The 25,726-nt window shown below is 65.8% G+C and carries 26 protein-coding genes; 11 read left to right on the plus strand and 15 right to left on the minus strand.

Going from position 1 to position 25,726, the window contains the following annotated elements:
- Positions 1-529 precede the first annotated feature (529 nt).
- The gene (locus A5759_RS17475; protein WP_066840423.1) at positions 530-931 is read left to right on the plus strand and encodes a hypothetical protein; all 402 of its coding nucleotides are present in this window, start codon (positions 530-532) and stop codon (positions 929-931) included.
- 17 nt (positions 932-948) lie between these two features.
- Here A5759_RS17475 and A5759_RS17480 read toward each other — a convergent pair whose 3' ends face one another.
- The 3 genes from A5759_RS17480 to A5759_RS17490 all read right to left on the minus strand — a co-directional run bounded on the left by A5759_RS17480 (position 949) and on the right by A5759_RS17490 (position 3,261).
- On the minus strand, positions 949-1,770 hold the full coding sequence (locus A5759_RS17480; RefSeq protein ID WP_068199845.1) for a thioesterase family protein: 822 nt from the start codon (positions 1,768-1,770) through the stop codon (positions 949-951).
- A 37-nt stretch (positions 1,771-1,807) separates the two neighbouring features.
- Positions 1,808-2,509, minus strand: coding sequence for an SDR family NAD(P)-dependent oxidoreductase (locus A5759_RS17485; RefSeq protein WP_068199846.1), 702 nt, complete (start codon positions 2,507-2,509; stop codon positions 1,808-1,810).
- A 137-nt stretch (positions 2,510-2,646) separates the two neighbouring features.
- Positions 2,647-3,261 carry a class I SAM-dependent methyltransferase gene (locus A5759_RS17490; protein ID WP_231984684.1) on the minus strand — a complete coding sequence of 205 codons (615 nt, stop codon included), beginning with the start codon at positions 3,259-3,261 and terminating at the stop codon, positions 2,647-2,649.
- Between the two features lie 46 nt (positions 3,262-3,307).
- On the opposite strand from A5759_RS17490, the gene A5759_RS17495 reads away from it, so the two are divergent.
- From A5759_RS17495 to A5759_RS17505, 3 genes are all read left to right on the plus strand, one after another.
- Positions 3,308-3,736, plus strand: a complete 429-nt coding sequence (locus A5759_RS17495; RefSeq protein WP_068199847.1) for a MerR family transcriptional regulator — start codon at positions 3,308-3,310, stop codon at positions 3,734-3,736.
- A gap of 65 nt (positions 3,737-3,801) precedes the next feature.
- Positions 3,802-4,680 carry an alpha/beta fold hydrolase gene (locus tag A5759_RS17500; RefSeq protein ID WP_068199848.1) on the plus strand — a complete coding sequence of 293 codons (879 nt, stop codon included), beginning with the start codon at positions 3,802-3,804 and terminating at the stop codon, positions 4,678-4,680.
- 91 nt (positions 4,681-4,771) lie between these two features.
- Complete coding sequence (locus A5759_RS17505) at positions 4,772-6,244, plus strand: MFS transporter (protein ID WP_068199849.1); 1,473 nt, start codon at positions 4,772-4,774, stop codon at positions 6,242-6,244.
- Between the two features lie 27 nt (positions 6,245-6,271).
- Here A5759_RS17505 and A5759_RS17510 read toward each other — a convergent pair whose 3' ends face one another.
- Entirely contained in the window at positions 6,272-6,700 is a 429-nt protein-coding gene (locus A5759_RS17510) for an SRPBCC family protein (RefSeq protein WP_064393840.1), read from the minus strand.
- 456 nt (positions 6,701-7,156) lie between these two features.
- Between A5759_RS17510 and A5759_RS17515 the strand changes: the two genes are divergently transcribed.
- From A5759_RS17515 to A5759_RS17530, 4 genes are all read left to right on the plus strand, one after another.
- A complete protein-coding gene (locus tag A5759_RS17515; protein WP_369816236.1) occupies positions 7,157-8,185 on the plus strand; it encodes an ABC transporter ATP-binding protein in 1,029 nt (342 codons plus the stop codon).
- Positions 8,186-8,274: 89 nt separating this feature from the next.
- A complete protein-coding gene (locus tag A5759_RS17520; RefSeq protein WP_068199851.1) occupies positions 8,275-9,453 on the plus strand; it encodes a spermidine/putrescine ABC transporter substrate-binding protein in 1,179 nt (392 codons plus the stop codon).
- Positions 9,454-9,456: 3 nt separating this feature from the next.
- On the plus strand, positions 9,457-10,332 hold the full coding sequence (locus tag A5759_RS17525) for an ABC transporter permease (RefSeq protein WP_068199853.1): 876 nt from the start codon (positions 9,457-9,459) through the stop codon (positions 10,330-10,332).
- A complete protein-coding gene (locus tag A5759_RS17530) occupies positions 10,329-11,174 on the plus strand; it encodes an ABC transporter permease (protein WP_068199855.1) in 846 nt (281 codons plus the stop codon). Before A5759_RS17525 ends, A5759_RS17530 begins: the two co-directional genes overlap by 4 nt.
- A gap of 89 nt (positions 11,175-11,263) precedes the next feature.
- Here A5759_RS17530 and A5759_RS17535 read toward each other — a convergent pair whose 3' ends face one another.
- Positions 11,264-12,130: a DMT family transporter gene (locus tag A5759_RS17535; RefSeq protein WP_068199857.1), complete on the minus strand. Its 867-nt coding sequence runs from the start codon at positions 12,128-12,130 to the stop codon at positions 11,264-11,266.
- 69 nt (positions 12,131-12,199) lie between these two features.
- Positions 12,200-12,610 carry a hypothetical protein gene (locus A5759_RS17540; protein ID WP_156616965.1) on the minus strand — a complete coding sequence of 137 codons (411 nt, stop codon included), beginning with the start codon at positions 12,608-12,610 and terminating at the stop codon, positions 12,200-12,202.
- 199 nt (positions 12,611-12,809) lie between these two features.
- Between A5759_RS17540 and A5759_RS17545 the strand changes: the two genes are divergently transcribed.
- Positions 12,810-13,322, plus strand: a complete 513-nt coding sequence (locus A5759_RS17545) for a hypothetical protein (protein ID WP_068199859.1) — start codon at positions 12,810-12,812, stop codon at positions 13,320-13,322.
- Between the two features lie 5 nt (positions 13,323-13,327).
- Here the strand turns inward: A5759_RS17545 and A5759_RS17550 are convergent, their stop codons facing one another.
- The 8 genes from A5759_RS17550 to A5759_RS17585 are packed head-to-tail and all read right to left on the minus strand — an operon-like array spanning position 13,328 to position 22,542.
- Positions 13,328-14,863: an MCE family protein gene (locus A5759_RS17550; protein WP_068199861.1), complete on the minus strand. Its 1,536-nt coding sequence runs from the start codon at positions 14,861-14,863 to the stop codon at positions 13,328-13,330.
- Positions 14,863-16,101 carry an MCE family protein gene (locus A5759_RS17555; RefSeq protein ID WP_068199863.1) on the minus strand — a complete coding sequence of 413 codons (1,239 nt, stop codon included), beginning with the start codon at positions 16,099-16,101 and terminating at the stop codon, positions 14,863-14,865. The genes A5759_RS17550 and A5759_RS17555 overlap by 1 nt, the downstream gene beginning before the upstream one ends.
- On the minus strand, positions 16,098-17,546 hold the full coding sequence (locus A5759_RS17560; protein ID WP_066840405.1) for an MCE family protein: 1,449 nt from the start codon (positions 17,544-17,546) through the stop codon (positions 16,098-16,100). The genes A5759_RS17555 and A5759_RS17560 overlap by 4 nt, the downstream gene beginning before the upstream one ends.
- Positions 17,543-18,625 carry an MCE family protein gene (locus A5759_RS17565; RefSeq protein WP_068200123.1) on the minus strand — a complete coding sequence of 361 codons (1,083 nt, stop codon included), beginning with the start codon at positions 18,623-18,625 and terminating at the stop codon, positions 17,543-17,545. Before A5759_RS17565 ends, A5759_RS17560 begins: the two co-directional genes overlap by 4 nt.
- Positions 18,625-19,647 (minus strand): MCE family protein, encoded by a 1,023-nt coding sequence (locus A5759_RS17570; RefSeq protein WP_068199866.1) that lies wholly within the window; start codon positions 19,645-19,647, stop codon positions 18,625-18,627. Before A5759_RS17570 ends, A5759_RS17565 begins: the two co-directional genes overlap by 1 nt.
- The gene (locus A5759_RS17575) at positions 19,644-20,864 is read right to left on the minus strand and encodes an MCE family protein (RefSeq protein ID WP_066840402.1); all 1,221 of its coding nucleotides are present in this window, start codon (positions 20,862-20,864) and stop codon (positions 19,644-19,646) included. Before A5759_RS17575 ends, A5759_RS17570 begins: the two co-directional genes overlap by 4 nt.
- Before the next feature lie 7 nt (positions 20,865-20,871).
- A complete protein-coding gene (locus tag A5759_RS17580; RefSeq protein ID WP_068199868.1) occupies positions 20,872-21,729 on the minus strand; it encodes an ABC transporter permease in 858 nt (285 codons plus the stop codon).
- Between the two features lie 3 nt (positions 21,730-21,732).
- The gene (locus A5759_RS17585; protein WP_068199870.1) at positions 21,733-22,542 is read right to left on the minus strand and encodes an ABC transporter permease; all 810 of its coding nucleotides are present in this window, start codon (positions 22,540-22,542) and stop codon (positions 21,733-21,735) included.
- Between the two features lie 225 nt (positions 22,543-22,767).
- Between A5759_RS17585 and A5759_RS17590 the strand changes: the two genes are divergently transcribed.
- Complete coding sequence (locus tag A5759_RS17590) at positions 22,768-23,643, plus strand: alpha/beta fold hydrolase (RefSeq protein WP_231984685.1); 876 nt, start codon at positions 22,768-22,770, stop codon at positions 23,641-23,643.
- On the opposite strand, the gene A5759_RS17595 is transcribed toward A5759_RS17590, so the two are convergent.
- Positions 23,640-25,256 (minus strand): NAD(P)/FAD-dependent oxidoreductase, encoded by a 1,617-nt coding sequence (locus A5759_RS17595; protein WP_068199873.1) that lies wholly within the window; start codon positions 25,254-25,256, stop codon positions 23,640-23,642. The two genes, A5759_RS17590 and A5759_RS17595, sit on opposite strands and share 4 nt — an antisense overlap.
- Positions 25,257-25,386: 130 nt before the next feature.
- Here A5759_RS17595 and A5759_RS17600 point away from each other — a divergent pair, with 130 nt between their 5' ends.
- The gene (locus A5759_RS17600; protein WP_068199875.1) at positions 25,387-25,680 is read left to right on the plus strand and encodes a 2Fe-2S iron-sulfur cluster binding domain-containing protein; all 294 of its coding nucleotides are present in this window, start codon (positions 25,387-25,389) and stop codon (positions 25,678-25,680) included.
- The last annotated feature ends 46 nt before the right edge of the window (positions 25,681-25,726 follow it).

Here is a 25,726-nt window from a genome sequence, read left to right on the forward strand (position 1 = left end):
GCGCTCCCGGCGGACCGCTCCGTCCCGGCCAACACGCCGCCCGGCGACCCCTTAATTGGTTGATTCCGCGTACCAGGTGCGTGCGATCAACCCGTTAGCGAGGTCGGCATCGGCCCGGTGAACCGTGGTCGCTTCGTGGCGTCGTCAGATAGGCCGGCTCGGGCCTCCATCGGTGTCTCCCGGCTTCCCCGCCGCGCGATGTTATTTCGTCACTGTGACGATTTCATGCCGCCTAGCCGGACCTGGAAAGCACTCGCTCCGAGGCGATTTCGAGCAGGCGACCCGCCAGACTGATAGCAACCAAAAAGTCGGCCATCGGCACACATCCAGAAGGGCGCGCGTCATCAGGCTCGTGCTATCGCCGGCGCCACCAAAACAGCGACCTCGCCCCCTGGGCCCTCCCCGCCTCTCCCCGCGGAACGACCATCGTTATGTCACGTGACGATTTGCGCACTCCCCGCCTGTCCATCGCGCGAATCGTTCGTGGCAAATACCGGACAATGCGGTCACCGTGCGGGATCGTTGTCACATGAGCCCCAAGGTTCCCACCCCTAAAGAAATCAGAGAAGCGGCGCAGGCGGCCGCCGAGACCGCCCAGACGGTCGCCACTGAGGCGATGCGCATCCCACCCGCATCGCTACAGATGATGGCCCAAGTGCCGGACCTCATCGAGAACATGGCCGCGGCGACGGAGCGCCTCAACGCGGCGATCGACCGTGCGGAACGCTATCTCGCACTGGCCGATCCGATGATCCGGACCATGGACGCGATCGTGCCCCAACTTGAGGCGCTGATCGCCACCGGCAACGACGTCTACAACGCCGTAGGCCGAATCCCCGGCGTTGCGACGGTGGGCCGGTTCGCGTCTCGGACCTCGAACCCGCCGGCAGACAAGAAGCCCTCCGGTGGACGCACCCGCAAGAAACCCTGACGCAAGCCGCCGAGTGATCACTCGTAGTTGACTTCACCGCGCGGGAACGGCCGCCCTCGGAAGTCGATCTGCGCGGCTGGGTTCGCCACCGCGGTCACCATGCCGGACCCGAAGGCGCCCCGCCGGTCGAACAGCGTCGCTGTACCGACCGAGATTCCGTCAGCCACCCAGTGCGAGTCCCCCTGCACGAGAATCCACTCGTCGAGCGGCAAGCGCGACAACGCTACCGTGAGGTCACCGTTGATATAGCCGATCCCCTCGGTGCCCAAATTGGTCACCAAGCTCGTCGACTCTGCTACGTTGACGGCTCTGACGAAGGGTGAGACCGGCTCTCCTGCAATGATATTCGGGCTCGTATAGAAGAACTGTTTGCGGGAAGTGTTTTGATGAGCCTCCGGCGACCGCGTCCAACCGCCATCATCGCTGCCGATGAACGGTACGAGATCCCCATCTGGGGTCGGCAACTGCGGCGCATCGACCGGCGCGATCCACTCCTCACCGGGCGGCGCAGCCGATCGTCGGTACTGCACCAGCGTGGCACGTGCGACCGGCCGACCATCCTGTACCACTTCGCATTCCGCATTGTGTACGCGCCGACCGTCACGGATCACCCGCACCTCAACGGTCGTCGGCAGGTTGCGCGCCGCCCGGAACAAGTCGACGGTGATCCGCGTCGGCATGAAGTCCGGCGAACCGCACTCCTTTTCGAGCGCCTGCGCCGCCAACCCGACGATGGCCGGTCCGTTGAGATGATCATCACCCCAATGGCTCTGGGCAAAGATCGACGGCATGAATGCGCCGTCCGCCGTCGGAGTGAAATACGCGGGGTCAGTGCTCATCTGCGGATCTTCGCACAGGACGCCAATGGCGCTTCGGCTAGGTGTTGCGACCGCCGTTGACGCCGATGATCTGACCGGTGATGTAGCCGGCTTCCTCCGAGACGAGAAACGCGCACGTGGCCGCGATGTCCTCGGGCTTACCCATGCGGCGCACAGGGGTCGCGTCGATGGTGGCCTGAACGTCGCCGAGGTAGCCCCGCGCCTCTGCCGCTCGCAGCATCGGCGTGTCGATGAAGCCCGGCGGCACGGCGTTCACGGTGATGCCTGCCGGACCGTATTCGAGCGCCAGCGTCTTCGTCAGCCCGTTCACCGCCGATTTCGCCGCCACGTAGTGCCCCATGTACGGCGCGCCGGAATGCGTGCTCGACGACGAGATGTTGACGATCCGACCCCAACCCGCGTCCACCATGTCGGGCAGTACCGCCTGCACGCAGTGAAAGACGCCGTTGAGGTTGACGTCGACCACGCGCTGCCACTGCTCGAATGTGATGTCACCGAACCTCGAGAACCCGTCCAGGCCCGCAGCATTGACCAGAATCGCCACCGGCCCGAGCTGGCTACGGGCGGCCGAAAGCGCGGCATCGACCTGACCGCGATCAGTGACGTCGGCGGTGAAGGTGAACTCCTCGTCGCTCGGCGCCAAGTCGACGCTCGCGACGCGGTAGCCGTCGGCACGCAACCGATCCACGACCGCGCGTCCGATCCCCGAGCCGCCGCCGGTGACGACCGCTGTCTTCATTCACTTGTCCTTTCGTGATCCCTTGTCAGAGAACGCGTTATGCCGATCAGTGAAGCATCCGCAAACCAAGGAGTGCTGACGCGCGTCCTTCAGGTGTAGCAGATCGCACACTCGACGCCGGAGATCGGCACCGAAAGTTACCGGCGAACGGCCAAGACCGCCCACACGTCGCGCCGTCCCGCCTTGTGCGCGCCGACCGTCACGTCCGCGAAACCCGAAGACCGACACAGCTCCGCGAACGCGTCAGCCTGCTGGCGCGTCCACCCGTGGCTGGCCAGGCCCGTCGCACCCGGTTTCGTCTGTCGCTCGACAGCGAGCATGCGGCCACCGGGGACCAGCAGTCGGGCCGCCTCGTTCAGCCCCGCATCCACGTCTTGCCAGTGGTGCACGGTCGCCAGCGACCACACCACGGTCGCCGACTGGTCCGAGAGTGGCACGCGCTCGGCGGTGCCTGTCGTCCACGCAACGGAACCGTCGGGGGTGAACATGCGGGCGAGCCGCAGCATCACGGGCGCCGGATCAACGCCGGTCGCGGCCGCACCGCGACGGACGGCCTCCCGGACCGCGGACCCGGGCCCACACCCGACGTCGACGACGGTGTCCGCGGCCGACACACCAGTGAGGTCCGCGGCCAGCCGGGCGGTCGGCCGCCCCATGAGCATCAAGACCAGCCCGACCAGCGCGCCCATCGGGCCTGCGAAGCCGGGATGGTCGGCGTGGTGGTTGACGGGCAGATTCTCGGCGGCGCTCACGACCACTAGCTTGCCGCTTCAAGTCGGCTTGAAGTCAAATGGCGGCATGGACGCGATTCCCATCGGCGAAGCGGCCGCCCGGTTGCAGATGGCCTCGTCGACGTTGCGCTACTACGACGAGCGCGGTCTGGTTCGTCCTCAGAAGCGGCTGGCCGGTCGGCGCATGTACGGCAACGACGAACTGCGCCGCTTGGCGCTGCTGAAGATCTTCAACAAACTGGGGCTGCCGCTGGACACCGCTGCGGCGGTCCTCGACGCGCCCAGCCCCCAGTGGCGCGAACTCGTGCGTCAGCAGATCGGCCAGCTCGACGAGGTGATCGCCCAGGCGCGCGGGGCTCAGCAGTTCCTCACGCATGCGCTGCTCTGCCCCACCGACCACCCCGCCCGCCAATGCCCGACGATGACCGGGGCGTTGGACCGGCTGGTCGACGGCGCGTCGGTCGAGCAACTTGCCGCCGAACACGCCGATCCCTGACCGTGCGAGCAATACGAGCGGCTCGATCCGGGTATATGAGGCCGTACCGGGGAGGGACCACGCTCATGACTGAGATGAACTATCTGGAGTTGCACGGCGACCGCGTCGCGTACCGAGACGTCGGCAGCGGTGAAGAAGCGCTGCTGCTGATCCACGGGATGGCCGGAAGCTCCGAAACGTGGCGGGCGGTGATCCCCCAGCTGTCGCGGCGATATCGCGTCATCGCGCCCGACCTGTTGGGGCACGGCCAATCCGACAAACCCCGCGGCGACTACTCGCTGGGCGCGTTCGCGGTGTGGCTGCGCGACCTGCTCGATGAACTCGGCGTGTCCAAGGCCACCGTCGTCGGCCAATCGCTGGGCGGCGGGGTGGCCATGCAGTTCGTCTACCAGCATCCCGACTACTGCCAGCGCCTCGTGCTGATCAGCAGCGGCGGGCTGGGACCCGACGTCGGCTGGACGCTTCGCCTGCTCTCGGCGCCGGGTTCGGAATTCCTGCTCCCGCTCATCGCACCCCGAGCCGTCTTGGCCGCGGGTAACCGGCTGCGCAACTGGTTCTCCACCGCGGGCATCCAATCGCCACGCGGCGCGGAGATGTGGAGTGCTTATTCCTCGCTGGCCGACGCCCAGACACGCCACGCCTTCCTTCGGACGCTGCGCTCGGTCGTCGACTATCGCGGCCAAGCCGTCAGCGCCCTGAACCGGCTGCACGTCGCATCGGAGATGCCCATCATGGCCATCTGGGGTGACCAGGATCGCATCATTCCGGTCGGTCACGCGTACGTGGCGCAAGAGGCACGGCCCGAATGCCGGCTGGAAGTGCTGGAAGGCGTCGGGCACTTTGCGCATGTGGAACGCCCCAGTGAGGTGGTGGACCTGCTCGACGATTTCATTACCACGACCGCGCAGCCGACTGGGCAACCCGTCACCCACAGCGAGTCGTAGCCGCGTCCCCTGCACCGCCCGGTACAGGTACCTCCGGAACGCGCAGACATAATCGACGAAACGGAAGGTCATCTAAGGATCGGAGCGGGCTGTGGTCGGGACCGGCACGGCGCAGTCGCCAGCGATCGGTCGCGAACGCTCCCCTCGCCTCCTGGTCGCCGGGCTGTCCATCGTCGTGCTGACCGTCGCGGTACTGCAGACGGCCGTCGTCCCGGTTCTGGGCATCATCGCTGACCAACTCGACGCATCCATCGTCGGCGTGAGCTGGGCGGTCACCGCGAACCTGCTGGCCGCCGTCGCGGCCACGCCGCTGCTCGGCCGGCTTGCCGACCTTCACAGCAAGCATCGCGTCCTGCTCGGCGTGCTCGTCGTCGTGCTGGCCGGATCACTGCTCGCTGCCGTCACGTCGTCCCTCGAACTGCTCATCGTCGCCCGCGTGCTCCAGGCCGCCTCCTTCGCCCTCTACCCGATCAGCATCGCGATCCTGCGCGAGGAACTGCCCCCCGACCGTCTGATGTCGGCGATGGCGGTGTTGTCCGGGACGTTGGGCTTCGGCGGCGGAACCGGCCTCGTCGTGGTGGGCCTGCTGATGACCGGTGACGCGGGCTATCACCGGGTGTTCTGGTTGACGACCGCGTTCACGGTCGTGGTGATCGCGATCGTGCTCCTGGTGGTGCCACGACGGCCGCGCCACGTCGCCGGATCGATCGACTGGCTGGGAGCAGCCGGTTTGGCGGTGGGGTTGTCGGCGCTGCTGTTGGCGATCAGCCAGGGCCAGACGTGGGGGTGGGCATCGCCTGCCACCGTCGGCTGCGTCCTCGGTGCAGTGGCGGTGCTGGCGGGCTGGTGGTGGTGGGAGCGTCACATCAACCGCCCGCTGGTATCGACGGCGATGCTCACCCGGCGCCCGATCCTGCTCACCAACGTCGCCACGATCTTCGTCGGCATGGGCCTGTACTTCGCGTTCCTCGGGTTGACGCTCTTCGTTCAAATACCGCGTGAGGCAGCGGGTTACGGCTTCGGCGCGACGGTACTCGAGGCCAGCGTCGTCTATCTGCTGCCGGGTGCGTTCACCGGGTTCATCGTCGCGTTGGTCAGCGGTAGGTTCATCGACCGCTTCGGCGCTCGGCCGGTGCTCCTCGTGGCGGCGGTCGCCGGTATCGCCGGCTTCCTGTTCGTCGCGTTGGTGCACTCGCACACGTGGCAGATCATCGTCGCGAGCATCCTCGCCAACGCCTACATCAGCCTCGGCTACGGCGCGCTGCCCGCGTTGGTCGTCAGCGAGGTGGACGCCGGTGAGACGGGCGTGGCCACGAGCATGAACGCGATAGCCCGCACCATCGGCAGTTCGATCGCGTCCGCGATCGTCGCCATGCTGCTCAGCCGGTCGGTCCCGGGAACGGGCATGCCGATGGAGAACAGCTTCTTCGCGATCTTCCTGGGCGGCGCGATCACATCGATGCTCGCGCTGGTGCTGATCGCCATGTCGCGTCCGTCGTCACGGCCGATGGATTCGGTGGAGGCCCGCTACGAAACGCGTGCCATGAACCACGAATGGGGCTGACGCCGCCCAGCCAGCGACGTCCGTTGGTCAGTGCAGCGCGGCCAGATTGCTGACCGACTTGCGCACGTCGGATTCGATCACCTTGGCGACCAGATTGCCGATGCGCGTGTTCAACAGCCCGCCAGACAGGTCGGCGACCACCTGAAACGTCGACCCCGGATTGTCGGCGCGGACGCACAGCGTCAACCCGATGCGAATGCCCGGGCGGCCCCGGCCGACCATCTCGACGACCTTTGGCTCGTCGTAGCGCGTGACTTGCCAATGGATGGTGTTGCGAAATCCCTTGACCTTGATCAGCGACGAGACGCATGTCCCGACCTCGATGTTGGCGGGCACCTCGCTGCGCCACCCGCCGAAGATCGTCAGCCACTCGTCGAACCGGCTCAGGTCCGAGGCCAACTCCCACGCCTTGTGCGGGGTCAGGTCCGACGACACCGCAACGTCCACTGCTGCCATGACTAGTGCCGTACCCCCCGAACCGGGGCAGGTAAACGGCGTTTCGCCCGATCATGGCGGCGCCGACTGCGAAACTGATCACGACACCGGTTCAGCGTCGGCGCCGCCTGCGGTCCGCCGGCCAGGCCGACGACTGCACCGGTGACGCGAATCTGGTGCCCGGCATCACATCAGACGAAGGATTCCATTGTGAATATGTAAATTCCCTGCGGAATCGCTTGCGAACGACCGCTCGATCCGCGATTGTTTTACCCACAGCTCAGGGGGCTGCCCGTAGGAGGATCCGCACTGACCGGCACACACACCACCGCCGTCGACCGATCATCGGGACACAGCGAGGCGGCCCGCCCGTCGGGCGCCCCGGTCATCGAGATCGACCACGTCACCAAACGCTTCGGCGACGACGTCGCCGTGGCCGACGCGGACTTCTCCATCGCCTCGGGCGAATTCTTTTCGATGCTGGGACCGTCGGGGTGCGGCAAGACCACCACCCTGCGCATGATCGCCGGGTTCGAAAGTCCCACCGACGGTGCGATCCGGCTCGAAGGTGTCGACGTTTCGAAAGTTCCACCTCACAAGCGCAACGTCAACACGGTGTTCCAGCACTATGCGCTGTTCCCGCACATGTCGGTGTGGGACAACGTCGCATACGGTCCCCGAAGCAAGAAGCTGGCCAAAGGTGTGATCCGTAAGCGGGTCGACGAGCTCCTCGAGATCGTCCGGTTGACCGATTTCGCCGATCGCCGTCCGGGCCAGCTCTCGGGCGGGCAGCAACAGCGCGTCGCGCTGGCGCGGGCTCTGGTGAACTATCCGAGCGCGCTGCTGCTCGACGAACCGCTCGGCGCGCTGGATCTCAAGCTGCGTCAGGTGATGCAGTTCGAGCTCAAACGCATTCAGCGCGAAGTGGGGATCACGTTCATCTACGTGACCCACGACCAGGAGGAAGCGCTGACCATGAGCGACCGCATCGCGGTCATGAACGCCGGCAACGTCGACCAGATCGGTACGCCGACGGAGATCTACGACCGACCCGCCACCGTGTTCGTCGCGAGCTTCATCGGGCAGGCCAACCTGTGGGCGGGCCGCCAGACCGGAAGGGCCAACCGGGATTACGTCGAGATCGAGGTGCTGGGCTCGACGCTGAAAGCGCGGCCGGGCGAGACGACGATCGAACCCGGAGGCCACGCGACGCTGATGGTGCGGCCCGAACGGATCCGCGTGTGCATGGATGCTCCCACCGGTGATCTCGTCGGCGTGCGCGCGACGGTCACCGATCTGACCTTCCAGGGTCCGGTGGTTCGGCTGTCGTTGGCTGCGCCGGATGACTCGGCGATGATCGCCCACATCGGCCCCGAGGAGGATCTGCCGCTGCTGCGCCCCGGCGACGAGGTCCACGTCTGCTGGACACCGGACGCCTCACTCGTGTTGCCTGCAGCCGACATTCCCACCGCCGAGGATCTCGAGGAGATGCTCGACGATTCCTGATCGTCCCCGTGGCGATCCGGCACCGCCCCGAGCGGCGACTCGGAAGTTGTCGGCCCCTCCCCTCCCTCCGACGAAAGGCACAGCCGCCCATGCCCTACGAGATGGATCCCCGCCTCTCCCGCTTCGCCGCCAACCGCACGTCGCGCCGCCGCTTCATCGGTGGAGGCGCCGCTGCGGCCGCCGCCGTGGTGCTCGGCCCGTCGTTCCTCGCGGCGTGTGGATCAGACAGCGGCACTTCCGGCACCACCACCCAAGAGGGCGGACCGGCGAGCGGCACGCTGCGGATCTCGAACTGGCCGCTGTACATGGCCGAGGGGTTCATCGCCGCCTTCCAGCAGGGCTCGGGTATCACCGTCGACTACAAGGAAGACTTCAACGACAACGAGGAATGGTTCGCCAAGGTCAAGGAACCGTTGTCGCGCAAGCAGGACATCGGCACCGACCTCGTGGTGCCCACCTCCTTCATGGCGTCACAGATCCGGAAGCTGAACTGGGTCAACGACTTCAGCGAAGACGGCATTCCGAACAAGAAGAATCTGCGACCAGACCTGCTCGACGCGCAGATGGATCCGGGCCGCAAGTGGAGCGCGCCCTACATGACCGGCATGGTCGGCCTGGCCTACAACCGCGCCGCCACCGGACGCGACATCACCACGATCGACGATCTGTGGGATCCGGCGTTCAAGGGCCGCGTCAGTATGCTTTCCGACTTCCAGGACGGCCTGGGCATGATCATGCAGTCCCAGGGCGGAGACCCCGCATCGCCCAACACCGAATCGGTGCAGAATGCGGTGAACCTCGTCCGCGACCAGAACGACCGCGGCCAGATCCGCCGGTTCACCGGCAACGACTACGCCGACGACCTGGCTGCGGGCAATGTCGTGGTCGCGCAAGCCTATTCGGGCGATGTGGTACAGCTACAGGCCGACAACCCCGACCTGCAGTTCGTGGTACCGGAGACCGGTGGCACCGACTTCCTCGACACGATGGTCATCCCCTACACCACGCAGAACCAGAAGGCCGCCGAGGCGTGGATCGACTTCGTCTACGACCGGGCCAACTACGCCAAACTCATCGCCTTCACGCAGTTCGTTCCGGTGCTCACGGACATGACGGCAGAACTCGACCGGATCGACCCGAATCTGGGCAAGAACGAGCTGATCAATCCCCCGCGATCCACCCTCGACCGAATCAAGGCCTGGGCTCCGCTCGAGGATGAGCAGAAGCAGCAGTACGCCACGATGTACGCCGAAGTCACCGGCGGTTGATGGATGGCGGGAGTCGCCAGTAGCGGCCGACAGCGCAGCAGGCTCGCACCGTATCTGATGATCCTGCCGGCGATGGCGTACTTGGCGGTGTTCTTCGTCATTCCGTTCATCTCCCTGGCGCGGATGTCTCTGTCGAAGGCCAGCGGCTCGATTTTCCTTCCGACACTGACGTTCTCATGGGACTTCGGGAACTACGCCGAGGCGTTCAGCAAGTATCAGGAGCAGATACTGCGGTCGTTCGGCTACGCGACCACCGCGACGGCGCTGTGCGTGCTGCTCTCGTTCCCCTTGGCGTATGTGATCGCTTTCAAGGCCGGGCGTTTCAAGAACCTCATCCTCGGACTGGTGATCCTGCCGTTCTTCGTGACGTTCCTGATCCGCACCATCGCGTGGAAAACCATTCTGGCCGACAACGGTTGGGTGGTCGGCGCGCTGGACGCGATCGGGCTGCTGCCCGCCGACGGGCGGCTGTTGTCGACGAGTTGGGCCGTCATCGGGGGCCTCACCTACAACTGGATCATCTTCATGATCCTGCCGCTGTACGTCAGCTTGGAGAAGATCGATCCCCGACTCATCGAGGCCTCCAAGGACCTGTACTCGTCGAACACCCGCAGCTTCACCAAAGTCATCCTGCCGCTGTCGCTTCCCGGACTGCTGGCCGGCAGCCTGCTCGTCTTCATCCCGGCCGCGGGTGACTTCATCAACGCCGAGTATCTGGGCAGCACCCAAACGACGATGATCGGCAACGTGATTCAGCAGCAGTTCCTGGTCGTCAAGGACTACCCGGCCGCGGCGGCGCTGAGCATGGTGCTGATGGGCATCATCCTCGTCGGTGTCCTCCTTTACACCCGGGCATTGGGCACGGAGGAACTCGTATGACCGTCCAGGCGATGGACGCCGCGACGAGCCTCACGCCGGCCAAGAAAGTCAAGGGATCGCCGCGATGGGGTGATTGGCTGCTACGGGCCGTCGCGGGACTGGTGCTGCTGTACCTGTTCCTGCCCATCTTCGTGATCGTGCTCTTCTCGTTCAACGATCCGAAGGGCAAGTTCAACTACAGCTGGCAGGGTTTCACCCTGGACAACTGGGCCGATCCGTTCAAGTATCCCGCGCTGACCGAGGCGCTGAAGCTGAGCATCAACGTCGCCGCTGTCTCCACCGCCGTTGCTTTGGTGCTGGGCTCGCTGGTGGCGATAGCCCTTGTGCGCCAACGGTGGCGGGGCCAGCGTGCGGTCGACACATTTCTCGTGCTGCCGCTGACGGCACCCGAGGTGGTCATGGGCGCCGCGCTGCTGGTGCTGTTCCTCGACCTTGGCTGGGCCACCGGTTATGTGACGATCGTGCTGGCGCACATCGCGTTCGAGGTCAGCTTCATCGCGATGACAGTGCGTGCGCGGGTGCGCGGATTCGACTGGACGCTCGAGGACGCGTCGATGGACCTCGGCGCCAGTCCGACGCGGACCTTCTTTCGGGTGACGCTGCCGCTGATCGTCCCCGGCATCGTTGCCGCGGGGATGCTGTCGTTCGCGTTGTCGCTCGACGACTTCATCATCACCTACTTCGTCAGCGGTTCGACGGTGACGTATCCGCTGTATGTCAATGCCGCGGTGAAGGCCGCGGTGCCGCCGCAGATCAATGTTCTCGCCACGGCGATCCTGGTGGTCAGCCTCATCCTGCTGGCAGCGGGAACCCTGTACCGGCGCAAGCGGATCGACGTCTAGCGCACGCTACGCGCCCGGGTGCGTCGAGTTCTGCACCAGGGCTGCGAATCCGCCGAAATCACGACCCCCGTGCAGAACTCGGCGCGAACTCACGCGCCGACCTCGGCGGGCAGCGGGGGCTCGCGAGCCCCGGCGCGGGCGGCGCCCATGCCGGCGGCCACGACGAAGCACATCCCGAGCACTCCGAGTGGCCCGGGCACCTGATGCAGGATGATGAGGCCGATGGCCATTGCGAAGCCGGGTTCGAGAGCCATCAGCGTGCCGAACGCCGCGGTCGTGAGTCTGCGCAACGCCAGGAGTTCCAACGCGAACGGCACGACCGGCAGCAGGATCGCCAGTCCGATACCGATCAGCAGGATCTCAGGAGACATTCGAGGCAGCACCAGATGTCCGACGGCGAGCGTGGCCACCAAACCAGCGACCGGCATCGACACCGCCAAACCGGACATGCCCACCACCTCGTCACCGACCCGCTGGGTCAACAGGATGTAAGCCGCCCAGCAGGCGGCCGACGCCAGCGCGTAAAGGACGCCGACCGGATCGATCTCGCCGGCCCACGGTTGTGTGAGCAGCACGACCCCCGCCGCGGCCAACCCCGGCCACAGGAGGCGGGTCCTTCCGGTTCCGTGCGCGACCGCCACGCCCAAGGGACCGAGGAACTCGATCGCGCTGGCAGTGCCCAAGGGAATGCGGGCGAGCGCCGCCATGAACAATAAGGTGATGGCGGCAGTGACGACCCCGAGCAGCACGCACATCCGAAAAGTCGCCCAGGTGAACGCGCTTGGTCGCGGCCGCACGATGACGAGCATCAGCACACCTGCCCATGCCAGCCGCAGCCAGGCCGCGCCTTCGGCGCCGATATCGTCGATCAGCGTCACCGCGACCGCCGCGCCGGTCTGCACGGACAGCATCGCCGCAACCGCCATCAGCACCCCGCTGCGGGTACGGCTCACCATTCCTGCATTGAACGGGATGTGGAGCGGTCGCGTCCACGGTATTTCGTTCGGCAGCCAGCCGTGGCTCTGCTACAGGCGAGCGAGGTTGAACGGGTAGGTGATGGTCCCGCCCGGCGCACCGTCACAGCCGGTCGCGAACGAGGACTCGAGGATGCCCGATCGGGTCACGGCGTCCCATGAGTAGACGTCGCGGGTCGGGATCACCGGACCGTAGTAGACGTTGCCGCAGCGCAGCCCGTCGGGAACATCGACGGTAAGGGTGTACCGGCCGGCTGCCAACTGGGCGTCCCCGCTGTACGCGAACGCCTTCGCGATGGGTTGCGGGATGGCCTGTACGTGCACACATTCGCCGGGGCAACGCGACACTGCCCACAGCCAGGTGTGGAAGTCGTAGCGCCCGTCTATCACCAGATGGAAGTTTCCGTACACGGTCTCGGCACGACCGACTCCGGGGACGGTCAGCAGCGGGATGGCCAGCATCACCACCACCAACGCGGCGCGAACGCTGACCCCGGAGCGACGTTGCGCAGGCACGTCTCCTTGATACGTGATGTCGGCGACGGCGGGCCGCGGCAGTGCCACTCAGCGGGATCGCCTGTTCCACTGAGCGGGCGTTACCCGATCTCGGTGCCAGAACCGATTTAGGTTGACCTCGCCACGATCGTGAAGGGAGTCGGCGATGCGGATACCCGGTGTCGCGGGATGTGTCGTCATTGTCGCTGTGACAGGGATCGGGTGCGCCGGTGACGCCAACGCCACCGAGGACCAGTGGGGACTCAACGGCAGCTATACCGCCACCTCGAACGGTGAATACGCCAAGACCAACGAGGTGTTTCGCGACGAAGCCAGCCTGCGCAGCACGTGGACCATATCGACGACGTGCAGCTATCCGACCGAGTGCACGGGCACCGTCGTCAGCGACTTCGGCTGGACGGCGCCGATCTACAAGACCGGTGGCGTCTGGTACGTCAAACACACGGTCCATGACTGGATTCCGTGTCCTGACGGCACCACGGCCCCGGGTCTCCAGGTATTCCGGTTCGTCCCCGTCAACGAGGACGGCAGCATGACCGACCCCGCGTCGACAACACTGGCGGGTGAAGACCAGACCACCGGCCCGAGCGGCGCGTGCGGCGTCAGCAAACCGGTCTTCATCACCATGCCGTTCAAGCTCGCCAAGAACGGCGGCTGACCGAATCACCCACTCGGGACTAGGAGGTCCTGCCACTTCCGCGCGCCGGCGGGCGCCACCAGATCGGCTTGCCGGAACACCTGCCCGTCGGGTGTCGCGTACTGACCCGTCTGCGGGTCGTAGGGGGCGAAGGCGACGGACGGCCCGCCACCGGAGCTCGAGGAACTCGGGGCCGCGGCGGGACCTGGACCGCCGGACAGCGGCGGCGCAGCTTCGCCTGGTTGGGTGGGCGGCATCGGCGTGCCCTGCACCGGACCGTAGATCCGCTCGTCGAAGTCGACGCGGTCGTCGGGCGCGACGCCCTGGGCGATCAGGCCCGGATCGATCGGGTACGGGCCCAGCGGATGCTGGCGCATCGCCAACGGCGCGAACGGCTTGTCGCTCTGGCACATTTCGACGGTCGGCGCTCGCTTGCCCGGTTGCGCCAAGCACGGATAGTTACGCGCACCGCGCACCCCGATCGGCGAATCCTGCGGCAGTTTGCAGTACAGGCCGTCGGGTGTGTCGACGATCGTCTCGTCCTCTGGTGAGCGCCACTGGTTCGGCGGTAGGAATCCGACCGTACACGCGGGCGGGTCGCTGATCACCAGCGTGAAATCCCCCAGCGCCATGCCGGTGGGGTTGTTGCGCGCCACGCCGACGGTCTGCGTGGCCGCCACGTACGGGGGAAACAGCACCAGAAGTTGTTCCAGCGCAGCATGATACGTCACACCGACCTCGCCGACCGATGTCAGGTTGGCCAACAGCACGGGCAATGTGGCCTTAACGTCGTTGAACAACCGCGAGGCCTCGTCCGCCGCGCCGGGACCGGTCTCTAGGATCGTGCGCATCTGCGCGTCATCGGCCTCCAGTTGACCGGTGATACCCGCCACGCTGCGCGCCCAACTGCGGATGGCGTCGGCCGATTGCGCCTGACCGTCGAGCAGCGGGCGGCTGTCGTCGATCAACGCCCGCGTCCTGTCGGCGATCGCGTTGCCGTCACCGACGATTTTCGCCGACGAGTCCATCAGCGAACCGAAGTCGTATCCGGCCCCGTCCAACGCCTTGAACGACTCGTCGAGCAGACCGCTGATCTTGTCCTTCGGAATGCTGTCGACCAGTGCGCTGACCTGATCGAGCATCGGGCCGACGGCTTGCGGTACCGAAGCCTTCTCTCGGGAAATCACCGAGCCGTCTTGCAGGAACGGTCCGTTCGTGTCATCGGGAACCAGGTCGACGTACTGTTCTCCGACCGCGGACACGCTGCGTACCGCCGCCCGGGTATCGGCAGGAACCTTCGGCGCGGTGTTCAGAGACAGCGTCGCGACGGCGCCCTCGCGGGTGGCGCGCACGTCGAGGACCTTGCCCATCTGGACACCGCGGTAGGTCACGTTCGAGAACCGGTACAGACCTCCGGTGCCGGGCAGTTCGAGCTGCACTGTGATGCGGCCGATGCCCAACAGCGTCGGCACCTGCATGTAGCCGAACACCATCAACGCGATGCCGATCACCGAGGCGATGGTGAAGATGATGAGCTGATTACGAACGACGCGCGTCAACATCAGTTGCCGCCTCCGCCGGCGACCGCTGCGCCGTCCGTCGCGAGACCTGATCCGTGTTCGACGGTTTGGTCGGAATCGTCTTGCCCGTCAACACTTTCGAACAGCAGCGGTGGCTCGGCGACCTCGGTGGGCGCCGGCGTGATCGGCGCGTTCAACGGGTCCAGAGTGTAGGTCAGATACCAGGGATCGCCCGGGGCGGGCACCATCGGCGCGCCCTCCTGCCCCCATCGGGTGCCGAGGAACAACCCCCGCTTGAGCCGCGGAATGGTGAAGTCGAAAATGATGAACTGGTTCATGTAATCGCCGCGGATCGCACGGTCGATGAAGCTCTGCGTGTAGGGGAACGTCGGCGCGTAGGCGAGGACGGTGCCCAGATTCGGGCCGACGTCGGCGAGCGCGCGCAACGTAGGTTCGAGGTTGGCGAGGTTGCGCACGATGTCGTCTTTCGTGTCGTTGATCAGCCCGGTCGCCGTGTCACTGAACCGTCCCAGGCGCTCCAGTGCCTCGGTGATGCGCGGCCGTTCCTTGATCAGGACATCGAGAGCGGGCGGAATGCGTTGCAGTGCATTGGTGATGATGTCGCGTTCGGCGGCGAACGTGCCGGACATGCGATCCATCGCGGTGATGGAGGCGTTGATGTCGTCGCGTTGGGTGTCGAGCATCCCGATGAAATCGTTCAGGCGGACCAGCAGGTCCCTGATCTGGTCTTCGCGTCCGTTGAGTGCGGCGTTGAACTCGCGGACGATGTCACCCATCTGCCCGAGGCCGCCGCCGTTGACCACGACCGACAACGAGGACAGCGTCTGCTCGGTGGACGGGTACGTCGACGACCTGTCGAGTCCGATGGTCGATCCGGGTTTCAGTGTGCCGCTGGGCGCCTGTCCCAGAGGGGGATCCAGCGCCAGGTGCATCGACCCGAGGAGGCTGGTCTGCCCCACAGTCGCCACCGCATTCGCCGGTATCACGACGTCGGGCCGCACCGACACCTCGATGTCAGCGTGCCAGTTCGTCACCTTCATCTTGCCGATGCTGCCGACGACGACGTCGCCGAGCATGACCGGTGAATTGGGTTCCAGGGATCCGACATTGGCGATCTGGACGTGATACACGGCGGCGCCCTCACCCCGTCCCACCGTGCCCGGGAGCGGCAGCGAGTTCACGCCTTCGAACGTGCATCCGGTCATCGCGAGGGCGACGCAACACGCCACGACGAGGCGACGGATCGAGCGGCGCGTCATGACGGCCCCATCGGGGTCGCCGGCGGCGCCGGTGCCTCGGCGGGCATCAACATCTCCTCGAGAGTCGTCGGCTGCGAGGCCGTCGTCGGTGGGCCCGGAGGAACCGGCGCACCCGGGAACAGGGCGGGTTGCGGCGCGGCCGGCAGTCCGTGCGGTGCGTAGGCGCCGGGCAGGCCCGGCGGAGTGGCCCACCCCGCCGGCGGCGGCACGTCACCGGCACCGGTGTACGCCGATACCGCCGGCGCGGCTTCTGGGGGTACCGGAGCGCCGCCGGCTCCCCCGGGTGCCAGCGCGGGATCCGAATAGATCAGGTTGTCCGGGCTCGGCGACTTCTGCAGGTAGGCGTTGAAGGGCATCGGCAGATAGTTGAAATTGAGCAATCGCAGTGCGGGCCCGAGGTATTCCGCGCATGCCTTCGACGCCTCGGGCGCCGTGGCGTTCTTGACCGCCCCGATCGCCGAGCACACCAGTTGCACCGGGTTGGCGAAGTTCGCCAACGCGAAGCCGCCGATCATGGTGCCGGTGTCGGGGTTGTAGATGTTGTATCCGTTGCCGATCGCGTTGGGCGCGACATGGAGCACGTTCTCCAGGGCCAGCCGATTGTCGGCGAGATTCTGTGTGACGGCGCCGAGGCGCTGGATCTGTTCGGCGGTCTGATCTCTGCTGCCCGCGATGAACCGCTGCACCTCGCCGACGGCTTCGGCGAGATAGGTGAGAGCGGCGTCGAGATCGGACCTGCTCGAATCGACGACGCTGCTCACCGTGGCGAGGCGGTCCTGGAACTGCACGATCTGCGCGTTGCTGTCGCGCAGTGCGTTGACGAAGGTCTGGAGGTTCACGATCACATCGACGATGTCGCCGCTGCCATCGGCGAGGATCCGGCCGACCTGTGCCAGCTGGGTGATGGTCTCGCGGAGCTTGTCGCCGTTGCCGTCCATAGCGTTGGCCGCGCTGTCGATGAAGCGGCTGACCGAGGTCGTCGAGATGTCGCCGCTGGGGCCGAGATCCGTTGCAAGCCGCGTCAGTTGCTCCTTGACCTCGTCCCACTCGACGGGCACCGCGGTCCGGTCGACGCCGATGACGGCGTCATCGGGGAGCGTCGGGCCGCTGGTCTCGTAGGCGGGGGCGAGCTGAACGTAGCGCGCCGACACCAGGTTCTGCGCGACTATCACCGCCTTGGCCTCGGCCGGGATCGGCACGTCACGGTCGACGGACAGCCGCATACGGGCTTGTGCTCCGTCGGGCTCGATCGACTCGATGGTGCCCACCCGCACCCCCGCGACGCGTACCTCGTCACCCGGATAGATCGCGGTCGCGGAGGCGAAGTACGCGGTGATGGTCCTGGGACCGAAATACGACTGCCGAACCACCACACCGGTTCCGGCGACGAGCAGGCCGACCAGGACCACCAGCAGCGTAGTGGTCAGGGGTTTGCGACCGATCATCGCGACCCTCCCGGAATACCGTTGTACGGGAACGGGAATTCGGCTCGTGGCCCCGCATTGTCCGGCGGCTGACCGGCGTTCACCCCGCGGCGATAGCCGAGCGCATAGTCGAGGAACGGTTGCAGCGACTGCGCGGGCAGGAGGTTGCCGACAAACGCGTTGTAGTAGAACCCGTTGTTGACGGCCTCACCCTGAGTCACCTGGTACTTGGCCAAGCCGGACAGGGCTTTGGCGATGTTGTCGCGGTTGCGCTCGAGCATGTCATAGACCGCGTTGAGCTTCTCCAACGTCGGCGCCAGTTCCTGCTCGTTGTCGTGCACCAGACCGGTCAACTGCTGGGCGACGGCCGAGGTGTTGGCGAGCAGGCTGACGATCGCGTACCGACGGTTCTCGAGAACACCCATCAGGTCGTTGGCGTTGAGGATCAAGGTGTTCAGCTGCTCGCTGCGCTCGGACAGCACAGCCGTGACGTCGGCGGCGCTCTTGAGTAGCCGGCCCAGCGACTCGTCGCGTCCGTTCAGTGAGCGTGACAGCCGGCTCAGCCCGTCGAAGGTTGGTCCGAGTTGCGGCGCGATCCGGTCGATCGTGTCGGCCAGCGTGTCGAGGGCCTGGTTCACCGACGCGGTGTCGGTGTCGGTCGTGTTCGCGGTGAACTCGCTGACCGCCTCGGTCAGCGAGTACGGCGAAGAGGTCCTCGACAGCGGGATGACGTACAGCGGCTTCACCCGGTCATCGCCCGCCGGTTCCAGGGCCAGCGTGCGCTCCCCCAGCAGAGTGCCGGTGCGGATGTGCGCGGTGGTCTGGGATCCGACGCGGATCTTTCCGTCGACGGTGAACGTCACGAGCGCCTTGCCCTTGTCCAGGGACACATCGGACACCGAGCCGACCGTCATACCGGAGACCTTCACGTCGTTGCCCGGTGTCAGACCGCCGGCCTCGGTGAACAGCGCCTGATATCTGACGGCGGTGGCCCACGACCACAGCCGCTCCGGTTGCAGCCCCACGGCGATGATCAGGACGATAAGCACAACGCCGATGAATCCGGCTCGAATCAGCGAGGGGGCACGGTATTTCAGCATCAGGGCTCCCCGCATCTTCCGTTGTTCTGCAGGATCCACGGGAAGTGCGCGGTGCGGCCCTGGAGGTCGGTGACCCTTACCGATATTCCGCACAGGTATTGGTTCAGGAAGCTTCCGTATGCGCCGAGACGCACGAGCTTCTTGTAGTTCTGCGGCGTCTTCTGCAGGGAGACATCCAGGAGCGGTATGTCCTTCTCGAGCAGCGGAGCGACGCGGTTGAGCTGATCGACGCTGCCGGCAAGTGGTGGCCGGGCCTGGCTCATCAGATCGGCGAGCGATGCGGTCCCGCTGTCCAGTGCGGTGATCGCCTCCCCGATCGGGTCGCGGTCGGCGGCCAGGCCGGTGATCAGCTTCTCGAGACGGTCCACCGCGCCGGAGAACTTGTTTCCGTCCTTGGCGATGGTGGCCAGTACCGCGTTGAGGTTGTCAATCAGGTTCCGCACGGTCTGGCCGTTGTCGGCGATCGAGTTCGTGAAGGATGCGGTCTTGGCGAACAGCGATTCGAGGTTTCCGCCCTGCCCCTGCAGGATCTGGATCAGCGAGCGGGTCAACGCGTTGACGTCGTCGGGGTTCAGGCCGCGGATCACGGGCTTCAGCCCGCCGAGAAGGAGGTCCAGATCCAGGGCCGGCTCGGTGCGGTCGGCGGGGATCTGCGAGCCGGGGCCGGCGACCCTCGTAGAGCCGGGCCCGTCGAGGAGTTCGAGGTACCGATCGCCGACCAGGTTGAGGTAGCGCACCGCGGCTTTGGTCCCGGTGGTGAGCACGATGTCGGACGCGGCGTCGAAGGTGACCACGACGGTGTTGTCCGGTTGCAGGGAGACGTCGTGGACGGTGCCGATGCGGATACCCGAAACCCGCACCGAATCCCCGGGTTTGAGGTCGGAGACATCGGTGAACACCGCGGAGTAGTCGTGTGCGGACCCGGTGCGGTACTGGCCGAAGATCGCGAACAGCGCTCCGGTCAACAGCAGCATCACCGCGCCGAAGACGCTCAGTTTGATGGCTGTTCTGCCGCCGCTCATCCCGGTTGTCCGATCTGCGAGGTGTTGCGGGGCGGACCGTCGATCGGGCCGAACAGCGCCTGCTTGAGCGCATCGGAGTTCAGTAGGATGCCCTGGTTGCCGTACTGCGCGCGGCTGGCGTCGATGTCGCTGACGACATAGGGCGCCCGCGTTTCGTAGCCGACGTCGGGCAGTCCCGCGCACTGGGGTCCTCCCTTGGCCGCGACCTTGGGCAGGTTCTGCGGATAGCGGTAGCGTTCGGAGCCCAACACGAAGGAGTCGAGCAGCAGCACTCCGGGGACCGGCGAGGGTGCAGCGGTGGCCAGCGGGACCATACCTGCCAGAACGCAATTCAGTGCCGGGTGGTACTGGTTGGTCAGGTCGGTCGTGGGCACCAGAAGGTGGACGACGTCGGTGATCGCCTTGCGGTTGCCGGTGAGCACTTCGTCGCCGATGTCGGCCAACCCGATCGTGCTGAGCAGCAGGGTGTCGAGGTCCTGCTGTTTGTCGACGATCGTGTCGCTGATGCTGGTGGCGTTGTCGACGATGGCCAGCAGGTCGGGGCTGGCGTCGGCGTAGGCCTCGAGAACCTGTGGCATGACCGCGATGTCGTGACTCAGATTCCCCAGGCTGGGATCGATCTTCGCGAGCATTGCGTCCAGATCGGACAGCGTCTGCCCGAACTTCTCGCCCCGCCCGCTCAGACCCGAGGCCAGCGTCCCGAGCGTCTCGTTGAGCTTGGCGGGCTCGATGCGGTTCAACACCGAGACGAGTTGTTCGAAGATGGTGTTGATCTCGACGGTGACGTGGTCGGCGTCGAGCACCTGACCCGCACGGAGCCCCTGCGGGGACGGGTCCGCGGGCGGCACCAGTGCAACGGATTTCGCGCCGAACACCGTCGACGACGAGATGTCGACACGCACGTTGGCCGGTATCAGCTCCATCGCGGAGGGGTCCATGGCGAGGTGGATCGCGGCACGGCCGTCGGGCAGAGGCTCTACCGACGCGACGGTGCCCACTTGAGCGCCGTGCAGCTTGACCCTGGCGTCGGGGTTCATCACCAGGCCGGCGCGGTCGGTGACGACGGTGACCGGTTCGGTTTTGGTGAAGTCGCCGCGGAAGAGCGCGACGGCGATGGCGACGACCGCGACGACCGCGAGGACAGCGATGAGTCCCGCTGCCGGTCTTGCGTATTCACGTGGCTGCGCGGGCGCCGACGTCTGCTGGTTGGTCGTCAAGGTGCCACTACCCGGACAGGTTGAAGTTGCCGTTGGAACCGTAGACGGCCAGGGATACCAGCAGGGTGACCGACACGACGATCACCAGCGAGGTGCGCACCGCGTTACCGACCGCAACCCCCACACCCGAAGGTCCACCGGAGGCGAAGTAGCCGAAATAGGTGTGTACCAACAGGATCGTGATGGCCATCAGCACCGCCTGCAAAAATGACCACAACAGGTCGATCGGATTCAAAAACGTGTCGAAGTAATGGTCATACAGCCCGCCGGACTGGCCGAACAACACCACGGTGGTGAACTGGCTGGCAACAAACGACAAGATCACCGCGATCGAGTACAGCGGGGTGATCGCCACCATCCCCGCGATCAGCCGGGTCGACACCAGATACTCGATCGGCCGGATCGCCATCGACTCCAACGCATCGATCTCCTCGTTGATGCGCATCGCGCCCAACTGCGCGGTCACCCCCGCCCCAAACGTGGCCGCCAACCCGATCCCGGCCACCGTCGGCGCCGCGATACGCACGTTGATAAATGCCGCCAAAAACCCGGTCAGCGCCTCGATACCGATGTCGCCCAACGACGAATACCCCTGCACCGCCAAGGTGCCACCGGCCGCCAGCGTCAAGAAGCCCACGATCGCGACCGTGCCGCCGATCATCGCCAACGTCCCCGCACCCATCGAGATCTCGGCGATCAACCGCACGATCTCCTTGCGGAAGTGCACCGACGCGTGCGGCACCCCCGCCAGAGCACGCAGATAAAACAACATGTGATCGCCGATGCGACCCAGAAAGTCGACCGGCTTGCGCGCCGCCCGGGTCAGTCGCGGGAAGTTATTCTGAAGTGCTGTTCGTGTCCCCATCGCTCAGTCCTGCGTCATCTGGATACCAATGGCCGTCACGACCACATTGATCACGAACAGTGCCATGAACGCATACACCACAGTCTCGTTGACGGCGTTGCCCACCGCTTTCGCGCCACCACCGGAAACGTTGAGTCCGCGGTAGCAGGCCACCAATCCCGCTATCAACCCGAACAGCAAGGCCTTCACACACGAGATGATCACCTCGGGCACCCCGGTCAACAGCGTGATCCCCGCCGCGAACGCGCCGGGGTTCACATCCTGGATGAACACCGAAAACGTGTAGCCGCCGAGGATTCCGATGATCACCACCAGACTGTTGAGCAACAGCGCCACCAACCCCGAGGCCAACATGCGCGGGGTCACCAAACGCTGGACCGGGTTGATGCCCAGCACCTCCATCGCATCGATCTCCTCGCGGATCGTGCGCGACCCCAGATCAGCACACATCGCCGTCGCACCGGCACCGGCCACGATCAACACCGTCACGATCGGACCCACCTGGGTCACCGCACCAAACGCCGCACCCGCACCCGACAGATCAGCCGCACCCAACTCCCGCAACAAGATGTTCAATGTGAACGACACCAACACCGTGAACGGAATCGCCACCAACAACGTCGGCGCCAACGACACCCGAGCAATGAACCAACACTGCTCCAAAAACTCCCGCCACTGAAACGGCCGACGAAACACAAACCGCACCGCATCAGCCGACATCGCAAACAACGCCCCGACCGCCTGCATCGGCCCAGCCAGATTCCGCAACGGCGGCAGACCCGCAGACCACCGCTCGGGCGCCTTAGTCGTCATGGCCAGCAACCTCGTTCGTCGACGTCACTGCGAAGCACCATCGGCATCGCGGGACATCACGCCTCCTGATTGCGTCATCTGACAGCGGGCGGCAAGGGCGCCATGTCTCGACGGGAAAGCGTCGCAGTGAAACGCGCACCGGCACAGTGAGCGTCCCGCTTACCGGGACGACCGATGAACGGAACACCCGCCCGCGGCGCGACGAGCGCGTGGCAGGCTGTGGGCGTGATCGATACCGCAGCCTTCATCGCCCGCGTCGAGAGCGACCTCCGTGAGACACCCACCCCCTCCGGTGTGCTGCGCTACTACGACGTCGGTGACGGTCCCGTTCTGCTCTTTCTTCACGGCTCCGGGCCCGGCGTCACGGGCTGGCGCAACTTCCGCGGTGTGCTGCCCACCTTCGCCGAGCATTTCCGTTGCGTGATCCTGGAATTCCCGGGTTTCGGGGTCAGCGACGACTTCGGCGGCCATCCGATGATCACCGCGCAGGGCGCTGTCGTCCCCTTCATCGACGCGCTGGGCATCGATCGCGTCAACATCGTCGGCAACTCGATGGGCGGCGGCGTGGGGATCAACTTCGCAATCAGCAACCCGGACCGCATCGGCCGGCTGGTCACGATCGGCGGCATCGGCACCAACATCTTCAGTCCCGGCCCGAGTGAGGGGATTCGGCTGCTCCAGGAGTTCACCGAGGACCCCACCCGTCAGCGGTTGGTCGACTGGCTCAACTCGATGGTGTACGACCAGTCGCTCGTCACCGAACAACTGATCGAGGAACGCTGGCAGTTGGCGACCGATCCGGAGACGCTGGAGTCCGCCCGGCGCATGTACGGCAAGAAGGCCTTCACGCAGATGATGGCGTTCATGCGCGGCAGCGATGCGCCGCTGCCGTGGGCGCAGATGCACAAGGTCGCCGCACCCACGCTGTTGACGTGGGGGCGCGACGACCGGGTCAGCCCGCTGGACATGGCGCTGATCCCGATGCGCACCATCCCCAATGCCGAGCTGCACGTCTTTCCGAACTGCGGGCACTGGGCGATGATCGAGGCTAAGTCGGCGTTCGAGAGTACCGTGTTGGCGTTCCTCACCCGCGACGCCTAGGACGCAGCGAGTAGGCGGAAGCCCTTGTAACCGGCTGCGGCCACCTCGGCACAGACATCCAGGTAAACGCCGAAACCGCCGATGAACAACATGAATCCGCGCGGTTTACCCGGGACGTTGGCGCCCATGTACCACGAGTTGGCCTTCGGGAACAACGTCGCGTCTGCACGTCGATTGCACTCCGCGATCCAGTTCTCGACGGCGTCACCGGTGGCTTCGATTGCGGTGTAGCCGTGTTCGTCGAGGTGGGAGATCGCGTCGGCGATCCAGTTCACGTTCGCCTCGGCGTGCAACACCATGTTGGCGAGCACCGCGGGCGCACCGGGGCCCGAGACCAGAAACAGGTTCGGAAAGCCGTCCACGCCGAGACCGAGGTAGGTGCGCGGTCCGTGCGCCCAGTCGTCGCGCAGCTTCTGCCCGCCGCGGCCGACGATGTCGATCTTGCTCAGCGCACCGGTCATCGCGTCGAACCCGGTGGCGAGCACGATCGCGTCGACGTCGTAATGGGCGTCGGTGGTGTTGATGCCGTCGGCGTCGACCGACACGATCGGCGTCTTGCGCACGCTCACCAACTTCACATGCGGTTTGTTGAACGTCTGAAAGTAATTGGTGTCGGTGCAGATTCGCTTCGTGCCGATGGGATGATCGTTCGGGATGAGAAGTTCGGCGATCTCGGGGTCGTCGATCACCGCGCGGATCTTCTCCTCGTAGAACTTGCGCGCCTCCTCGTTGGCGGCCATGTCGATCATCTGATCGCGGAACGTTTTCGAGAACAGGACTCCCCCGAGCTCCCAGCGCTTCTCGAACGCCTCCCGGCGCTCCTCGGCCGTGGCCTCCATCGTCAGCTTCGGATGCGCGATATGCGGTGTTCCGCCGCCGCTGCGCCACGACAACCGGCGGCGTTCGGCGTACGTCGCCTTGATCTGGGCCCGGTCCTCATCGGTCAATGGCCGATTACCAGCGGGCACACTGTAATTCGGCGTCCGTTGGAACACGTAGAGCCGATCGGCCTGGTCGGCGATCACCGGGATAGACTGGATACCCGAAGAACCCGTCCCGATCACCGCGACCCGCTTACCGGTGAAATCGACAGACTCGTGCGGCCAGTGCGCGGTGTGGTACAGCTCCCCCGCGTAACCGTCCAGGCCGGGAAAGTCGGGCGTCAGGGCCGCCGACAACGGACCGGTCGCCATCACGCAGAAGCGGGCGGTCACCACTTCACCCGCATCGGTCGACACGGTCCATTTCAGGTCGCTCTCGTCGAGTACCGCCGAGGTGACCCGGGTGTTGAACGTGATGCCGTCACGCAGGTCGAGCCGGTCGGCCACCCAGTTCAGGTAGCGCAGAATCTCGGCCTGGGTGGCGTACTTCTCCGACCAGTCCCACTCCTGCTCGAGCTGCGGATCGAACGAGTAGCAGTAGTCGACGCTCTCGACGTCGCAACGCGCTCCTGGGTAGCGGTTGTAGTACCAGGTCCCCCCGATCTCGGGCGCCGCCTCGAACACGCGGACCGACAAGCCCTGCGAGCGCAGCTTGTGCAAGGCGTACAGCCCCGCGAAGCCGGCGCCGACGACGACCGCGTCCACCGTTGAGCGTTCCTCGGAGATCCCCACGACGTCACGGTAGGGCGTCGCGGTCCCGGTGCCCCCGGAGTTTCCCGATGACCGGGCAATCGAGCGAACGCCGTACCGCCCATCGGACGGGTCGCTCGACCCGGCCTGTTCGAACCGTCACGATCGGCGCATGCCACCGACAAAAGCCCGGGTTGATGCCACCGTCTGTGTCGATCTGGGCGGAACCCGGCACAACCTGCGCTGGCCTCGCGACAAGTCGCTGGTCGACGCGATGCTCGACGCCGGGATCGATGCTCCCCACTCGTGCCGCGAAGGCCATTGCGGTTCTTGCGTCGCGACCGTGGTGTCCGGCGAGGTCGACATGGCTGCCTGCGACATCCTCGAATCGGCCGACCTGGTTGAGGGCCTCATCCTGGGATGCCAGGCCCGACCGATCAGCGACGAGCTCCACATCGAGTACTGAGCCGGAAACGCCGCCCGCTGACCGGGATTCCGTCCCGTTCGCGGCT

The sequence above is a fragment of the Mycobacterium sp. 852014-52144_SCH5372336 genome (genome assembly GCF_001665615.1).
GTDB lineage: Bacteria > Actinomycetota > Actinomycetes > Mycobacteriales > Mycobacteriaceae > Mycobacterium > Mycobacterium neumannii_A.

Coding starts and splice junctions, on each gene's coding strand:
- A5759_RS17475 (WP_066840423.1), top strand. CDS start 530: ATGAGCCCCAAGGTTCCCACCCCTAAAGAAATCAGAGAAGCGGCGCAG.
- A5759_RS17480 (WP_068199845.1), bottom strand. CDS start 1,770: ATGAGCACTGACCCCGCGTATTTCACTCCGACGGCGGACGGCGCATTC.
- A5759_RS17485 (WP_068199846.1), bottom strand. CDS start 2,509: ATGAAGACAGCGGTCGTCACCGGCGGCGGCTCGGGGATCGGACGCGCG.
- A5759_RS17495 (WP_068199847.1), top strand. CDS start 3,308: ATGGACGCGATTCCCATCGGCGAAGCGGCCGCCCGGTTGCAGATGGCC.
- A5759_RS17500 (WP_068199848.1), top strand. CDS start 3,802: ATGACTGAGATGAACTATCTGGAGTTGCACGGCGACCGCGTCGCGTAC.
- A5759_RS17510 (WP_064393840.1), bottom strand. CDS start 6,700: ATGGCAGCAGTGGACGTTGCGGTGTCGTCGGACCTGACCCCGCACAAG.
- A5759_RS17515 (WP_369816236.1), top strand. CDS start 7,157: ATGCTGGGACCGTCGGGGTGCGGCAAGACCACCACCCTGCGCATGATC.
- A5759_RS17520 (WP_068199851.1), top strand. CDS start 8,275: ATGCCCTACGAGATGGATCCCCGCCTCTCCCGCTTCGCCGCCAACCGC.
- A5759_RS17525 (WP_068199853.1), top strand. CDS start 9,457: ATGGCGGGAGTCGCCAGTAGCGGCCGACAGCGCAGCAGGCTCGCACCG.
- A5759_RS17530 (WP_068199855.1), top strand. CDS start 10,329: ATGACCGTCCAGGCGATGGACGCCGCGACGAGCCTCACGCCGGCCAAG.
- A5759_RS17535 (WP_068199857.1), bottom strand. CDS start 12,130: ATGGTGAGCCGTACCCGCAGCGGGGTGCTGATGGCGGTTGCGGCGATG.
- A5759_RS17540 (WP_156616965.1), bottom strand. CDS start 12,610: ATGCTGGCCATCCCGCTGCTGACCGTCCCCGGAGTCGGTCGTGCCGAG.
- A5759_RS17545 (WP_068199859.1), top strand. CDS start 12,810: ATGCGGATACCCGGTGTCGCGGGATGTGTCGTCATTGTCGCTGTGACA.
- A5759_RS17550 (WP_068199861.1), bottom strand. CDS start 14,863: ATGTTGACGCGCGTCGTTCGTAATCAGCTCATCATCTTCACCATCGCC.
- A5759_RS17555 (WP_068199863.1), bottom strand. CDS start 16,101: ATGACGCGCCGCTCGATCCGTCGCCTCGTCGTGGCGTGTTGCGTCGCC.
- A5759_RS17560 (WP_066840405.1), bottom strand. CDS start 17,546: ATGATCGGTCGCAAACCCCTGACCACTACGCTGCTGGTGGTCCTGGTC.
- A5759_RS17565 (WP_068200123.1), bottom strand. CDS start 18,625: ATGCTGAAATACCGTGCCCCCTCGCTGATTCGAGCCGGATTCATCGGC.
- A5759_RS17570 (WP_068199866.1), bottom strand. CDS start 19,647: ATGAGCGGCGGCAGAACAGCCATCAAACTGAGCGTCTTCGGCGCGGTG.
- A5759_RS17580 (WP_068199868.1), bottom strand. CDS start 21,729: ATGGGGACACGAACAGCACTTCAGAATAACTTCCCGCGACTGACCCGG.
- A5759_RS17585 (WP_068199870.1), bottom strand. CDS start 22,542: ATGACGACTAAGGCGCCCGAGCGGTGGTCTGCGGGTCTGCCGCCGTTG.
- A5759_RS17600 (WP_068199875.1), top strand. CDS start 25,387: ATGCCACCGACAAAAGCCCGGGTTGATGCCACCGTCTGTGTCGATCTG.